The sequence below is a fragment of the Bradyrhizobium nivariense genome (genome assembly GCF_029846695.2).
Classification (GTDB): domain Bacteria; phylum Pseudomonadota; class Alphaproteobacteria; order Rhizobiales; family Xanthobacteraceae; genus Bradyrhizobium.
In genome coordinates, this window is sequence record NZ_JARWCR020000092.1 from 17,280 (window position 1) to 30,563 (window position 13,284).

Below are 13,284 nucleotides of genomic sequence, written 5' to 3' on the forward strand. Positions count from 1 at the left end.
TTTTCATGATCAGGTTTTTTACGCGCAATGACAGCAAGCGCAGCGCCATCGTTAGCGCGTCCGCGCTTGTCGTCAGTCTCTTGATCGCATCCGGTGAGGCCCACGCGCAGAGCTCAGCCAGCGTGCCCAACGCGATGCAGGGCTTTTCGCAGAATCGCGATCAGCCGATCCAGATCGAAGCCGCCTCGCTTGAGATGCGCGACAAGAAGAAGGAGGCGACCTTCCACGGCAACGTGAAGGTCATCCAGGGCGACACCACCATGACCTCGAAGACGCTGGTGGTGTTTTACGATTCGGGCGGCGACAAGCCAGCCACGCCGCAGCCTGCGGCGAAGGCGGCAAAGGGCGCCCCGATGCAGTCGGCGACGCCGGGCCCGGGTGGCAGCTCCTCGATCAAGCGGCTGGAGGCGCGCGGTAATGTCGTCGTCACCCAGAAGGACCAGGTGGTAACAGGCGAGACCGCCGTGTTCGACACCAAGACCAACCTCATCACCATGCTTGGCGGCGTCGTCTTGACGCAGTGTAAGAACGTGCTGCGCGGCGACCGGCTGGCTGTCGACATGACAACGGGCGTGTCGCGTGTGGAATCCGACAGCGGCCGGGTGCAGGCGCTGCTGCCGCAGGGCGGCGGCAATGATTGCGGGTCCGGGGCCCCGGGCAAGCCCGGCGCGGGGCCTTTGCAATTGCCTGGCGCAACTAAACCAAAGTAAATTCCAGGAATGATTTCAAACGCTTGGGTCAAGCGCTGCTGATCCGAGGTTGAAGCTTGCCCGGCGAGACTGTATCTAGCGCGAAGGGCTTTCGAAGCGGGGTTCGCCGCTTTTCGGGCGTGTTTCACTGGGCATGAGACATCCCTTCATTCATGCTGCGTCGGCGAATCCTGAGGCCGGCGCGGCAGATCGCGCGAATATCGCGCAGGATCGTCGCGAAAGGCGAGAAGGCGGGGATGGTCGATCTCTTCAATATGTTCCGGCGGCGCCCCGCCAAACGCGGCCGGCCAGGATTTGCGCGTCAGGACATCACCGCCCTCGGTGACAGCGTCGGCGGTCTCGTGGCCAGCCCGGTGCGGGATGCTCCGCCGATCGCCCGCGACCAGCCGATGCATGCGCCCGATCAGTTCCAGGGCGACTATCAAGCCGAGCGGCCCCGGGCCCAGGCGGTTCACCCCGTCAGGGCTGCCAGCAGGCCCAACGGCGCCGGCGGGCCGCAGCTTCTGAAGCGGCCGGGCTTCCTGGCTGTGCATAGCGTGGAAAAGAGTTTTGGCAGCCGCCAGGTCGTGCGCGGCGTCAGCATCTATGTCCGCCGCGGCGAAGCCGTCGGCCTGCTCGGTCCGAACGGCGCCGGCAAGACCACCGTGTTCTACATGATCACCGGCCTGATCAAGGCCGACCGCGGCGCGATCGAGCTCGACGGCCACGACGTCACCAAGTTGCCGATGTATCAGCGCGCGCGGCTCGGCATCGGTTATCTGCCGCAGGAAGCCTCGATCTTCCGCGGCCTCACCGTCGAGCAGAATATCCGCGCCGTGCTCGAAGTGGTCGAGCCCTCGCGCAAGAAGCGCGAGCAGCAGCTCGACTCGCTGCTCGACGAATTCAACATCACGCGCCTGCGGAAATCGCCGTCGATCGCGCTGTCCGGCGGCGAGCGTCGTCGCGTCGAGATCGCGCGCGCGCTGGCGACGCGTCCGAACTACATGCTGCTCGACGAGCCGTTTGCCGGCATCGATCCGATCGCGGTCGGCGACATCCAGGATCTCGTCCGCCATCTCACCAATCGCGGCATCGGCGTGCTGATCACCGACCACAACGTTCGCGAGACGCTCGGCCTCACCGATCGCGCCTACATCGTCTATGCCGGTGAAATCTTGACCGAGGGTAGCCCGGATGAGATCGTCGCCGATCCGGACGTGCGCCGCCTTTACCTTGGCGAGGAATTCCGCCTCTAGCCCGTTTTTCCAATTCGTCAAGCCGTGTACATCGGGCTCGGACTAGGATAAGCAAAAATCGGACCAACTTTTTGGGATCGGTTCTTGCTTCATGGCGCTTACGCAGAGATTAGAGTTCCGGCAATCGCAGTCGCTGGTCATGACGCCGCAGTTGATGCAGGCGATCAAGCTGCTGCAATTGTCCAATCTCGATCTCACGACGTTCGTGGAAGAGGAACTCGAGCGTAACCCCCTGCTGGAGCGGGCCAACGACGAGCCGCCCGCGGGCGAGGCCCCGGCCGAAACCGGCCAGTTCAACGACAGCGACGGCGGCCACAACGACGAGCCGGGCGGCGGTCCGGGCGAGGCCTTCGAGCCCGGCCAGGAAGAGTGGATGAGCAAGGATCTCGGCACCCGCGCCGAGATCGAGCAGACCCTGGACACCGGGCTGGACAACGTCTTTTCCGAGGAACCGGCCGAGACGGCGGCGCGCAACGCCCAGGATGCGGCGCCGACCACCTATACCGAATGGGGCGGCGGTGCCTCCGGTGACGAGAACTACAATCTCGAAGCCTTCGTCGCGGCGGAGACCACGCTCGGCGACCATCTCGCCGAGCAGCTCTCGGTTGCCTTCACCGGCGCCGCGCAGCGCATGATCGGCCAATACCTGATCGACCTCGTCGACGAGGCCGGCTATCTGCCGCCGGATCTCGGCCAGGCCGCCGAGCGGCTTGGCGCATCGCAACAGGACGTCGAGAACGTCCTTGCCGTTCTGCAAAAATTCGATCCGCCCGGCGTCTGCGCGCGCAATTTGAGCGAATGCCTGGCGATCCAGCTCCGCGAGCTCGACCGCTACGATCCCGCGATGCAGGCCCTGGTCGAGCATCTCGATCTCCTCGCCAAGCGCGACATCGGGGCCTTGCGCAAGCTCTGCGGCGTCGACGACGAGGACATCGCCGACATGATCGGCGAGATCCGCCGGCTCAATCCCAAGCCCGGCATGAAGTTCGGCTCGGCCCGGCTCCAGACCATGGTGCCTGATGTCTATGTCCGCCCGGGTCCCGATGGCGGCTGGCATGTCGAGCTCAACAGCGACACCTTGCCGCGCGTGCTGGTCAACCAGACCTACTATTCGCAACTGTCGAAGAAGGTCGGCAAGGACGGCGACAAATCCTATTTCACCGACGCGCTCCAGAACGCGACCTGGCTGGTGCGCGCGCTCGATCAGCGCGCCCGCACCATCCTGAAAGTTGCAACCGAGATCGTGCGCCAGCAGGACGGCTTCTTCACCCATGGCGTGGCGCATCTGCGGCCGCTCAATCTGAAGGCCGTCGCCGACGCCATCCAGATGCATGAATCCACAGTGTCGCGCGTCACCGCCAACAAATACATGGCGACCAATCGGGGCACGTTCGAGCTGAAATATTTCTTCACGGCCTCGATCGCCTCGGCCGACGGCGGCGAGGCGCATTCGGCCGAAGCCGTGCGTCACCACATCAAGCAGCTGATCGATTCGGAGGCGCCCGCCGCGATCCTGTCCGACGATACCATCGTGGAACGCTTGCGCGGCTCGGGCATTGATATTGCCCGCCGCACGGTCGCGAAATACCGCGAAGCCATGCGCATTCCTTCCTCGGTGCAACGCCGCCGCGACAAGCAGAGCGCTCTTGGTAACGTCCTTTCCGCCGCAATGCCCGATCGCTCCCGCAACACCGAGCCGGCCTGATTGCGCTGGCGCGAAATCGCGCTACTCTCATTCCCCCCTTCGCGACCGATCCAAGCACGCGCATGATCCGGAAATGTGTGAAGCGGTTTTCCGAACGGATCATGCGCAGGGAACAACCCCAACTGCGATGATGTGTCATCGCAGTTGGGCGCAAACCAAGCGAGGTATCACATGACTCTTCGGATTTCGGGCAAGAGCGTCAGCGTCGGCGAGGCCCTGCGCGGCCGCGTGACCGACCGGACTGAAGAGGTCCTGCGCAAATATTTCGACGGCAATTATTCCGGCCACATCACGCTCAGCAAGGATGGCTTCGGCTTCCGCACCGACTGTGCGCTGCATCTTGATTCGGGAATTACGCTCGAGGCCGATTCGAACGCGCCCGATGCCTATGCCAGCGCCGACCAGGCGCTCCTGATGATCGAGAAGCGGCTCAAGCGCTACAAGAGCCGGCTCAAGGACCGCTCGGCCCGCAAGGCCCATGTCGCCTCCGCCGCGCTGGCCGCCATGGACGCCACGAGCTACGTGCTGGAGGCACCGGGCGAGGGTGAGGACGAGGACGAGGTCACCGGCTACAGCCCCGTCATCATCGCCGAGGCCACCACCTCGCTGAAGCCGCTTTCGGTGAGCGAGGCCGTCATGGAGCTCGACCTCAGCGGTGCGCCCTGCCTGGTTTTCCAGCACGGCTCCAGCGGCCGGGTGAACATCATTTACCGCCGGGCCGACGGTAATGTGGGCTGGATCGACCCGCCGGGGGCCAAACCAGATGGTTAGGGTCGGAACCGGGGCCCGTACCATCCGCAGCCCTTGACAATGACCGGGGCAAAGCCGCACGCAGCAGTTGGCACCGGGATTGCGTTGGAGTAGAAGCGCCCCACATCAGACCGGGGCTAAGTCCCCCTCCTGCTTGACCTTCTTGACGCCGGCCCGGCGTGGTTTCTCACCAAGCTGGCCAATTCGGAACCTGACGGTTTAATTCACCTCGGAAACCTTCCATGCCGATTACCGATCTGGTCGCACCCGAGGCGATTCTCCCGGCATTGAAGGTCAACAGCAAGAAGCAGGCGCTTCAGGAGCTTGCCGCCAAGGCCGCCGAGCTGACCGGCCAGAACGAGCGCTCCGTGTTCGAGGTGCTGCTCCAGCGTGAGAAGCTCGGCACCACCGCGGTCGGCTACGGCGTCGCCATTCCCCACGGCAAGCTGCCCAAGCTGGAAAAGATTTTTGGCCTGTTCGCGCGCCTCGATCGCCCGATCGATTTCGAATCGATGGACGGCCAGCCGGTCGATCTCGTCTTCCTGCTGCTCGCCCCCGAAGGCGCCGGCGCGGATCATTTGAAGGCACTGGCGCGCATCGCCCGCCTGCTGCGCGACCAGGACATCGCCAAAAAGCTCCGCGCCTCGCGCGACGCCCAGGCGATCTATTCGGTGCTCGCGCTGCCGCCGGCGACCGCGGCTTAAGCCGACTGCAATTCGCTCTCGTGCTCCGGACGCAGCGCAGCGCTTCTTCAGCGGTGCGCTGCAGAGCCGGGGCCCATTGTGTCGAGAGCAATCGGAGTAGCACTGGGTCCCGGCTCCACGCCGCAACGCTGAGCGGCGTTGCAGCTTGTCCGGGACACGGGAGTGCGGCGTGCTGTCGCAGAATCGTTCCGCGGTGACAGTCTGGATTGTTCTTCGCTGCGCTCGCAACGACGACGCCGAAACGTCATCTCTCAAAATAAAAACGGGCACGCCTTCCTGCGAAGGCATGCCCGCTTGAAACTCTATTCGTGCGACGTGCGCGTGCTCAGTGCACGCTGACCGCTTGCAGCTCGTTGCTCCAGGCGTTGGCGATCGCGGCTTCGCGGCTGTCGGTCAGCATGATCGGCGTGCCGTCGGCGGCGTGGAGCGCGAAGAGCTTGAGGCCCGGCGCGATTTTCGGCGCTTCGGGAAACAGCCCCGGCACGTCCTCGGAGCGGATCTGCTTCACATAGGCGATGTGACCTTCGCCGAGGGTTGCCAGCGTCTCGGGTGAGACGTTCTTGGCTTCGTATTCGAACGCAACGTGACCTTCACTCATGGTCTCGACTCCTCTGGAACACTAAGCGGTCGAGTCCGCTACTCGTTCCATTATTCGTGCTCATTGATAGCGATTGTCTTAACGATCCTCTCCGGTTCAGGCCGGGCAAGATCGACCGACAACAGCCCGTTCTTCAGATCCGCACCCAGCACCAGCATCCCCTCCGCCAGCACGAAGGTGCGCTGGAAGTGGCGCGCGGCGATGCCGCGATGGATGTATTGCCGGGTCTTGTCGTCCTGCTGCCGCCCGCGAATGACGAGCTGGTTTTCCTCAATGGTTACATCGAGTTGGTCGCGCGTGAATCCGGCGACCGCCAGCGTGATTCGCAAACGCTCGGGCTGGCCGTCCGACCGGTCGCACCTCTCGATATTGTAGGGAGGGTAACCGTCGGCACCTTTGACGACGCGATCGAGCACGCGCTCGATCTCGTCGAAGCCCAGAAGGAACGGACTGGAAAGCGTTGGAACACGAGACATAGTTTACAAAGTCCTCTCGAAGCGACTTTGGCATTTCAGGGCCCTGAAACGGCGCCCCTTGGTCAGCAATATGGTCATATCCCCGTGTCGGTTCAAGGACGTAGCCGGGAGCTCTGCACAGGCGTCATTCCCGCATGTGGCGCGGTTTGCTTTCGCGCAAGTGTTTCCACATCGTCATGGCCGGGCTTGTCCCGGCCATCCACGATCTTTCTCGCGGCACCAAGAACGTGGATGCCCGGGACAAGCCCGGGCATGACGAATCTGACGGACGATTTATCCCAATGGAATCAAACCCCCGGCTACTGTGCATGGGGTTGTTTTCGAGATATTCGCGCCAGGAACCGAGGGTAGCCATGCCTGACTCATACGGTGTGCCACAGCCGGGCGACGCTGAAGACTACCAGCAGTTCATGCTGGCCCTCTATGACCTGATGGAGGTTGCACGCGACATCCATGCCTGTCCCGACGGCATTGAGATGCTCAAGAAAGCTCGTCTGCTGCTTCTTGATGATTTCGAGACGAAACACCCGGCCTACGGCAGCGGGAGGGCCGTCTGGCGCTGACTCAGGCCTCGATCCGAGTCCGCCCGTCGCCGCTGAACAGGTGCAGCTTTTGGCGCACCGCTGCGACGCGGATTTTCTCGCCGATCGGCGGCGCCTCGGAGCCGGGAATGCGGACGATGACCTCGCCGGGCGGCAGCTCGCCGGGCGTGGCGGCGACGCGCTGCTCGTCCTGGGCCCGCGTGCCGTAGACGAAGGTTTCCGCGCCGACGCGCTCGATCGCTTCCACGGTGAGCGGGAGCGTGACGCCGCCGGCCGGGGTCTGGTCGGTGATGACGAAATCTTCCGGACGGATGCCGAGGATGCCGGCCTCGGTGCTGCCGAGCTGCGACTTGATCTCATCGGCGCGCATCGACATCAGATTCATTGGCGGCGCGCCGATGAAGGAGGCGACGAAAGTCGTCGCCGGCTTCTCGTAGATCGCCAAGGGATTGCCGACCTGCTCGACCTGGCCGCCATTCATCACGACGAGGACGTCGGCGAGCGTCATCGCCTCGAGCTGATCGTGGGTGACATAGATCGACGTCGTGTTGAGCCGACGCTGCAATTTACGGATCTCGACGCGCATCGCGATGCGCAGTTTTGCATCGAGGTTCGACAGCGGCTCGTCGAACAGAAACACCTTCGGCTGACGCACGATGGCGCGGCCCATGGCGACGCGCTGGCGCTGGCCGCCGGAGAGCTGGCGCGGCTTGCGTTCCAGCATCGGGGCGAGCTCGAGCACGCGCGCGGCTTCCTCGACGCGGGTCTTGACCTCGGCCTCCTTCATGCCGCGGTTGCGCAGGCCGTAGGCCATGTTGTTGAAGACGCTCATATGCGGATAGAGCGCGTAGTTCTGGAACACCATCGCGATGTCGCGGTCGGCGGGCTCGACCTGGTTGACGATGCGGCCGCCGATGTCGATCTCGCCGCCGGTGACGGTTTCGAGCCCCGCGACCATGCGCAGCAATGTCGACTTGCCGCAGCCGGAGGGACCGACCAGCACGCAGAACTGTCCGTCGCCGACATCGACGTTGACGCCCTTGATGGCCTCGAAGCCGCCGGGATAGGTCTTGCGGACGTTGCGCAGGGTGACGTTAGCCATGAAAACTCACTTCCAAAACCTACTTCTCGGTCTCGACCAGGCCGCGCACGAACAATTTCTGCATGACGACGACGACGAACACCGGCGGCAGCATCGCGAGCACGGCCGTGGCCATCACGATCGGCCATTCGGTCAGCGCGTCGGTCGTGGTGATCATCTTGCGGATGCCGACCTGGATGGTCTGCATGTCGTCGCGTGTGGTGATCAGCAGCGGCCAGAGATATTGGTTCCAGCCGAGGATGAAGAGGATCACGAACAGCGCCGCCATGTTGGTGCGCGACAGCGGCAGCAGCGTGTCCCAGAAGAAGCGCAAGGGGCCGGCGCCGTCGATGCGCGAAGCTTCGAGCAGCTCGTCCGGCACCGTCATGAAGAACTGGCGGAACAGCAGCGTCGCGGTGGCCGAGGCAATCAGCGGCAGTGACAGGCCCGCATAGCTGTCGAGCATGTGCAGATCGGCGACGATCTTGTAGGTCGGATAGATGCGCACCTCGACCGGCAGCATCAGGGTGACGAAGATGATCCAGAAGATCGGCATCCGGAACGGAAAGCGGAAATAGACGATCGCGTAGGCCGAGATGATCGAGATCGCGATCTTGCCGACCGCGATCAACAGCGCCATCACCAGCGAGTTCAGCATCATGTTGCCGACGGGCTCGCGGGTCGAGCCGCTCGTGCCGACGAAGATGGTCTGGTAGTAGACCTCGAAGAAATGCCCGCCCGGCAGCAGCGACATCTGGCCGTTGGCGATCAGCGCGTTGTCCTGGGTCGAGGCCACGATCGCGATGTAGACCGGGAACGCGACGATGGCGATCCCGATCCAGAGGATGAAATGAGCGACGTAGCGCCGAAAGCCCTCTTCCTCGACCATCAGTAGGTCACCTTGCGTTCGACAAAGCGGAACTGGATTCCCGTCAGCACGATGACCATGACCATCAGGATGACCGATTGCGCGGCCGAGCTGCCGAGATTGCCGCCGAGCAGGCCGTCGGAATAGACCTTGTAAACCAGCGTCTCCGTCGACTTGCCGGGACCGCCGCGGGTCATGGTGTCGATGATGCCGAACGTGTCGAAGAAGGCGTAGACGATGTTGACCACCAGGAGGAAGAAGATGGTCGGCGACAGCAGCGGGAAGGTCACGGTCCAGAACCGCCGCATCGGGCGCGCGCCGTCGATCGCGGCCGCCTCGAACACGGATCTCGGGATGGCTTGCAGGCCGGCGAGGAAGAACAGGAAATTATAGGAGATCTGCTTCCAGGCGGCGGCAAGGATGATCAGCGCCGCGGCCTGGTCGCCATCGAGCAGCGGATTCCAGTCGATCCCCATTCCGCGCAGATAGCGCGAGAGCACGCCGAGCGAGGGATGCAGCATGAAGATCCAGAGCACGCCGACCACGGGCGGCGCCACCGCATAAGGCCAGATCAGGAGTGTGCGGTAGAGCATCGAGCCGCGCAGCGGCTTGTCCGCCATCACGGCGAGCAGCAGCGCGAGGGATAGCGACGAGACGGCGATGGCGAACGAGAAGAAGAACGTCCTGACGATCGCCTCGAAATAGGCCGCGTCCTTGAACAGCTCGATATAATTGTCGAACCAGACGAAGCTCGTCGACAGACCGAAGGCATCCTGGAGCAGGAAGGACTGGATCAGCGCCTGCAAGGCCGGCCAGTAAAAGAAAATCAGGACGATCGCGAGCTGCGGCGCAACCAGCGCGTACGGCAACAGCTTTGCTTGGAAAACGGCTTGCTTTTGCATGATGCCAGCAGAGCGGCAGACCGGGTCGCGGCCTGCCGCTCATTGCCTCACTTGACCGCGGTCTTTTCGAACTGCCGCAGCATCGTGTTGCCGCGCTCGACGGCGGCATCCAGCGCCTGCTTGGCGGTCTTCTTGCCGGCCAGCGCCTGCTCGATCTCTTCCGACCAGACGTCGCGGAGCTGAACCATGTTGCCGAGGCGCAGACCGCGCGAATTCTCGGTCGACTCCTTGTTGGTCAGCTCGAGCAGCGGGGTCTCGAGATAGGGCTGATCCTTGTAGAAGCCCTCCTCCTTCGCCTTGGCGTAGGCCGCCTTGGTGATCGGCAGATAGCCCGAGGCCTTGTGGATATAGACCTGGCGATCGGTGTCCGAGAGGAAGGTCAGGAATTTTGCGACGCCCTTGTATTCGTCGGCCGATTTGCCGCCCATGACCCAGAGCGAAGCGCCGCCGATGATCGAGTTCTGCGGTGCGCCCTTCGCGTCCGGGTAATACGGCATCGGCACCGCGGTGAAGTTGAACTTGGCCTGCGCCTTGACGTTGCCGAAGAACGCCGACGAGGTCAGGTAGATCGGGCATTCGCCTGACGTGAAGCGGCCTTCGCCGGTGTTGGTACGGCCGGCATAGTCGTAGACCTTGGTCTTCTGAAGCTCGACCAGGGATTCGAGATGCTTGACCTGAAGCGGTCCGTTGAACTCCAGCACCGTGTCGAAACCGTCGAGGCCGTTGGCCTTGCTGGCGAGCGGCACGTTGTGCCAGGCGGAGAGCTGCTCGAGATTGACCCAGGTGACCCAGGAGCCGGAGAAGCCGCAGGTATCATGACCGGCAGCCTTCAGCTTCTTGGCGGCCTCGAACGTTTCGGGCCAGGTCTTCGGAATCTCGACGTTCGCTTTCTTCAGTTCGTCGAGGTTGACCCACATCACGGTGGACGACGAGTTGAAGGGGAAGGACAGCATCTCGCCCTTCGTCGTCGAGTAGTAGCCGGTGATGGCGGGCAGGTAGATCTTGGGATCGAACTTTTCGCCGGCGTCGGCCATCAGCTTGTAGACGGGCTTCACGGCGCCGGTCGCAGCCATCATGGTCGCGGTGCCGACTTCGAACACCTGCATGATGTGGGGCGCGTTGTTGGCACGGAAGGCCGCGATGCCCGCGTTCATGGTGTCGGCATAATTGCCCTTGTAGGTCGGGATGACCTTGAAGTCGGTCTGCGACGCGTTGAAATCGGTAGCGAGCTTGACGATGACGTCGTTGTTGGCGCCGGTCATCGCGTGCCACCACTGGATTTCGGTCACGGCCAAGGCCGGCGAGGCGCCAAAACCAACCATGGCTGCAAAAGCGGTAGCCGCTCCAAAGCGTCGAAGAGCCATCAAGTAAACCTCCCTTGGCCGTCCCTTGGCCGTCAAAAATGATCGCTTGCGCTAGCAGCGGCATATGACGTTCACATGACTGTGTAAGCGGCCGAAACGAAAGCGGCAAGCGCGGCAAAAGGGAAGCCGTCAAATAGGCGAAGACGAAGCGCGCAGCGTCCTCCGTTCGCAGTGCACAGAGCGCCCGCGCCGCAGTGCGGCATTGGATGTGTGAGGTCGACGATCGCGCCGCGGGCTCCAAAACCTCTCCCGCTTGCTTGCGGGAGAGGTCGCGCCGAAGGCGCGGGTGAGGGCTCTCTCCTCTTGGGGATTGTCCCACTGCGAAGGCACCCTCTCCCCAGCCCTCCCCCGCAGGCGGGGGAGGGAGCGCACCTGCGTTGCCGCTCGTTTTATTCTGAACGCCTAGCGCTTGCGCTCGGGCCCGCAGACCGTGCCCTGCTCGACCATCGCGTCGATCTCGGATCTGGAGTAGCCGAATTCGCCCAGCACCTCCGCCGCGTGCTGGCTGAATTTCGGCGGCAGGCGGCGCAGGCTCGGTTTGCTGCGGTCGAGCCGGATCGGGGACGCCACGCCCTTGTACCAGTCCTTCTCGATAATATCGCCGCGGGCGATCGTGTGCGGGTTGGTCAACGCCTGGTCGATCTTCTGCACGGGGCCTGCGGGCAGGCCCGCGGCAAGCAGGCGATTGCACAGTGGCTCGGCCTCGTGCTGGCTGAACACCGCGGCGAGCTCGGCCCGCAGCGCCTCGCGATTGGCGATGCGGTCCTTGTTGCGGGCAAAGCGCGGATCGGTGCCGAGCTCGGGCTTGCCGATCTCCTTCGCGAGCTTGCGGAAGGTGCCGTCATTGCCGACGCCGATGAAGATGTTGTCGGTCTTGGTCGGGAAGATCGCGTAAGGCACGAGGTTGGGATGCTCGTTGCCGGTGAGCGCCGGCGGCTTGCCATGCATGAAATAATTCGCGGTGTGCGGATGCATGATGGCAAGGCCGGTCTCGTACAGCGTCGTCTCCAAAAATTGACCCTGGCCCGAGCGCTGCCGCTCCGACAGCGCCATCAAGATGCCGATCGCCGCATAGAGGCCGGTGCCGATGTCGACCAGCGGCACGCCGATCCGCATCGGTCCGCTCTCGGGCGAGCCGGTCGCAGCGATCATGCCGGTCATCGCCTGGATGATGGCATCATAGCCGGGATTGCCGCCGCGCGGGCCGTCGGCGCCGAAGCCGCAGATCCGGCAATGCACCAGGCGCGGAAATTTCTCGCGCAAGACCTCGTTGCCGATGCCCCATTTCTCCAGCGTGCCCGGCTTGAAGTTTTCGATCAGGACGTCGGCGGTCTCCAGCATCTTAAGCAGCACGGTCCGGCCGCCCTCGGAGGCGAGGTCGAGGCCGATCGAGCGCTTGTTGCGGTTGATGCCGATGAAATAGGCCGCGTCCTCCTCGTGGAAGGGAGGGCCCCAGTCGCGCACCTCGTCGCCTGCGGGCGGCTCGACCTTGATCACGTCGGCGCCATGGTCGGCGAGGATCTGGGTGCAGTAGGGACCGCCGAGCACGCGCGTCAGATCGATGACGCGCAGGCCGCTCATTGCGCCCGTGGCAGCTCCAGAACTGGCAGCTTCAGTCATGCCTTCGCTTCCCCTGTGTCGAGATTGATCACAGGCCTAGCGAGGTTCGTCTGAGCCAGCAATGGCTTCCCGCGTGGGGCGTCATGCAGACGGACGCTGCAATCCCGCGGGATGGCAAATCAAGGCTCGGCAAATCAAACGGAAGCGGCCGGCCCGAGGGGATCCCGGGCCAGCCAATCCAGCATGCGGTCAGACGATCGTCAGGCGAACGTCGACATTGCCGCGCGTCGCGTTGGAATACGGACACACCTGGTGCGCCTTCTCGACCAGCGCCTCGGCTTCCGCACGGGCGAGGCCCGGCAGCGAGACCGCAAGGTCGATGTCGAGACCGAAGCCGCCGGCCGCACGCGGGCCGATGCCGACGGTGGAGGTGACCGAGGCGTCAGCCGGCACCTTCGGCCCGCCCTGCGAGGCCACGAACTTCATCGCGCCGATGAAGCAGGCGGCATAGCCCGCCGCAAACAGCTGCTCGGGATTGTTGCCGGCGCCGCCTCCGCCGCCGAGCTCCTTCGGCGTGGTGAGCTTGACGTCGAGCGCGCCGTCGAGGGTCGCAGCATGGCCGTCGCGGCCGCCGGTGGCTTTTGCGCTGGTCTTGTAGAGGACCAGGCTGTGTAAAAACTCCGTCGATGCTATGATTCTCTTGCTGAATCGCGGGGGGAATTGATGCGGGGTTTCGTTCAAGGGGTGGATCGCCAGCAGACGACGTTGCTGCCGGAATGCCTTGATGAT

General features: G+C 63.7%; 14 protein-coding genes. 6 read left to right on the plus strand and 8 right to left on the minus strand.

Annotation, left to right across the window (positions count from 1 at the left end; translation table 11 throughout):
• Positions 1 to 5: 5 nt before the first annotated feature.
• From QCM77_RS41090 to ptsN, 5 genes are all read left to right on the plus strand, one after another.
• Complete coding sequence (locus QCM77_RS41090; RefSeq protein ID WP_279660106.1) at positions 6 to 710, plus strand: LptA/OstA family protein; 705 nt, start codon at positions 6 to 8, stop codon at positions 708 to 710.
• A gap of 236 nt (positions 711 to 946) precedes the next feature.
• Entirely contained in the window at positions 947 to 1,945 is a 999-nt protein-coding gene (gene lptB / locus QCM77_RS41095) for an LPS export ABC transporter ATP-binding protein (RefSeq protein ID WP_279687694.1), read from the plus strand.
• A 91-nt stretch (positions 1,946 to 2,036) separates the two neighbouring features.
• Complete coding sequence (gene rpoN, locus QCM77_RS41100; RefSeq protein WP_280096624.1) at positions 2,037 to 3,650, plus strand: RNA polymerase factor sigma-54; 1,614 nt, start codon at positions 2,037 to 2,039, stop codon at positions 3,648 to 3,650.
• 171 nt (positions 3,651 to 3,821) lie between these two features.
• Positions 3,822 to 4,421, plus strand: a complete 600-nt coding sequence (hpf, locus tag QCM77_RS41105) for a ribosome hibernation-promoting factor, HPF/YfiA family (RefSeq protein WP_279660104.1) — start codon at positions 3,822 to 3,824, stop codon at positions 4,419 to 4,421.
• A gap of 221 nt (positions 4,422 to 4,642) precedes the next feature.
• On the plus strand, positions 4,643 to 5,104 hold the full coding sequence (ptsN, locus tag QCM77_RS41110) for a PTS IIA-like nitrogen regulatory protein PtsN (RefSeq protein WP_027514736.1): 462 nt from the start codon (positions 4,643 to 4,645) through the stop codon (positions 5,102 to 5,104).
• A 325-nt stretch (positions 5,105 to 5,429) separates the two neighbouring features.
• On the opposite strand, the gene QCM77_RS41115 is transcribed toward ptsN, so the two are convergent.
• Together QCM77_RS41115 and QCM77_RS41120 are read right to left on the minus strand one after the other, a co-directional pair.
• A complete protein-coding gene (locus tag QCM77_RS41115; RefSeq protein WP_007598581.1) occupies positions 5,430 to 5,702 on the minus strand; it encodes a BQ00720 family protein in 273 nt (90 codons plus the stop codon).
• A 50-nt stretch (positions 5,703 to 5,752) separates the two neighbouring features.
• On the minus strand, positions 5,753 to 6,178 hold the full coding sequence (locus QCM77_RS41120; RefSeq protein ID WP_014438749.1) for an Hsp20 family protein: 426 nt from the start codon (positions 6,176 to 6,178) through the stop codon (positions 5,753 to 5,755).
• A gap of 134 nt (positions 6,179 to 6,312) precedes the next feature.
• Here QCM77_RS41120 and QCM77_RS41125 point away from each other — a divergent pair, with 134 nt between their 5' ends.
• On the plus strand, positions 6,313 to 6,741 hold the full coding sequence (locus QCM77_RS41125; RefSeq protein ID WP_279660102.1) for a hypothetical protein: 429 nt from the start codon (positions 6,313 to 6,315) through the stop codon (positions 6,739 to 6,741).
• 1 nt (position 6,742) lies between these two features.
• Here the strand turns inward: QCM77_RS41125 and QCM77_RS41130 are convergent, their stop codons facing one another.
• From QCM77_RS41130 to QCM77_RS41155, 6 genes are all read right to left on the minus strand, one after another.
• Positions 6,743 to 7,822, minus strand: a complete 1,080-nt coding sequence (locus tag QCM77_RS41130; RefSeq protein WP_280096625.1) for a sn-glycerol-3-phosphate import ATP-binding protein UgpC — start codon at positions 7,820 to 7,822, stop codon at positions 6,743 to 6,745.
• 19 nt (positions 7,823 to 7,841) lie between these two features.
• On the minus strand, positions 7,842 to 8,690 hold the full coding sequence (gene ugpE, locus QCM77_RS41135; RefSeq protein ID WP_279660100.1) for a sn-glycerol-3-phosphate ABC transporter permease UgpE: 849 nt from the start codon (positions 8,688 to 8,690) through the stop codon (positions 7,842 to 7,844).
• Positions 8,690 to 9,571 carry a sn-glycerol-3-phosphate ABC transporter permease UgpA gene (ugpA, locus tag QCM77_RS41140; protein WP_280096626.1) on the minus strand — a complete coding sequence of 294 codons (882 nt, stop codon included), beginning with the start codon at positions 9,569 to 9,571 and terminating at the stop codon, positions 8,690 to 8,692. Before ugpA ends, ugpE begins: the two co-directional genes overlap by 1 nt.
• Before the next feature lie 47 nt (positions 9,572 to 9,618).
• On the minus strand, positions 9,619 to 10,935 hold the full coding sequence (ugpB, locus tag QCM77_RS41145) for a sn-glycerol-3-phosphate ABC transporter substrate-binding protein UgpB (protein ID WP_280096627.1): 1,317 nt from the start codon (positions 10,933 to 10,935) through the stop codon (positions 9,619 to 9,621).
• 402 nt (positions 10,936 to 11,337) lie between these two features.
• Positions 11,338 to 12,555, minus strand: a complete 1,218-nt coding sequence (locus QCM77_RS41150) for a CaiB/BaiF CoA transferase family protein (protein ID WP_279687683.1) — start codon at positions 12,553 to 12,555, stop codon at positions 11,338 to 11,340.
• 189 nt (positions 12,556 to 12,744) lie between these two features.
• A complete protein-coding gene (locus QCM77_RS41155; RefSeq protein ID WP_462804395.1) occupies positions 12,745 to 13,161 on the minus strand; it encodes an organic hydroperoxide resistance protein in 417 nt (138 codons plus the stop codon).
• Positions 13,162 to 13,284: the final 123 nt, after the last annotated feature.

Coding starts and splice junctions, on each gene's coding strand:
- ptsN (WP_027514736.1), top strand. CDS start 4,643: ATGCCGATTACCGATCTGGTCGCACCCGAGGCGATTCTCCCGGCATTG.
- ugpB (WP_280096627.1), bottom strand. CDS start 10,935: ATGGCTCTTCGACGCTTTGGAGCGGCTACCGCTTTTGCAGCCATGGTT.
- QCM77_RS41115 (WP_007598581.1), bottom strand. CDS start 5,702: ATGAGTGAAGGTCACGTTGCGTTCGAATACGAAGCCAAGAACGTCTCA.
- QCM77_RS41130 (WP_280096625.1), bottom strand. CDS start 7,822: ATGGCTAACGTCACCCTGCGCAACGTCCGCAAGACCTATCCCGGCGGC.
- QCM77_RS41090 (WP_279660106.1), top strand. CDS start 6: ATGATCAGGTTTTTTACGCGCAATGACAGCAAGCGCAGCGCCATCGTT.
- ugpE (WP_279660100.1), bottom strand. CDS start 8,690: ATGGTCGAGGAAGAGGGCTTTCGGCGCTACGTCGCTCATTTCATCCTC.
- QCM77_RS41120 (WP_014438749.1), bottom strand. CDS start 6,178: ATGTCTCGTGTTCCAACGCTTTCCAGTCCGTTCCTTCTGGGCTTCGAC.
- hpf (WP_279660104.1), top strand. CDS start 3,822: ATGACTCTTCGGATTTCGGGCAAGAGCGTCAGCGTCGGCGAGGCCCTG.
- ugpA (WP_280096626.1), bottom strand. CDS start 9,571: ATGCAAAAGCAAGCCGTTTTCCAAGCAAAGCTGTTGCCGTACGCGCTG.
- QCM77_RS41125 (WP_279660102.1), top strand. CDS start 6,313: ATGTGGCGCGGTTTGCTTTCGCGCAAGTGTTTCCACATCGTCATGGCC.
- QCM77_RS41150 (WP_279687683.1), bottom strand. CDS start 12,555: ATGACTGAAGCTGCCAGTTCTGGAGCTGCCACGGGCGCAATGAGCGGC.
- rpoN (WP_280096624.1), top strand. CDS start 2,037: ATGGCGCTTACGCAGAGATTAGAGTTCCGGCAATCGCAGTCGCTGGTC.
- lptB (WP_279687694.1), top strand. CDS start 947: ATGGTCGATCTCTTCAATATGTTCCGGCGGCGCCCCGCCAAACGCGGC.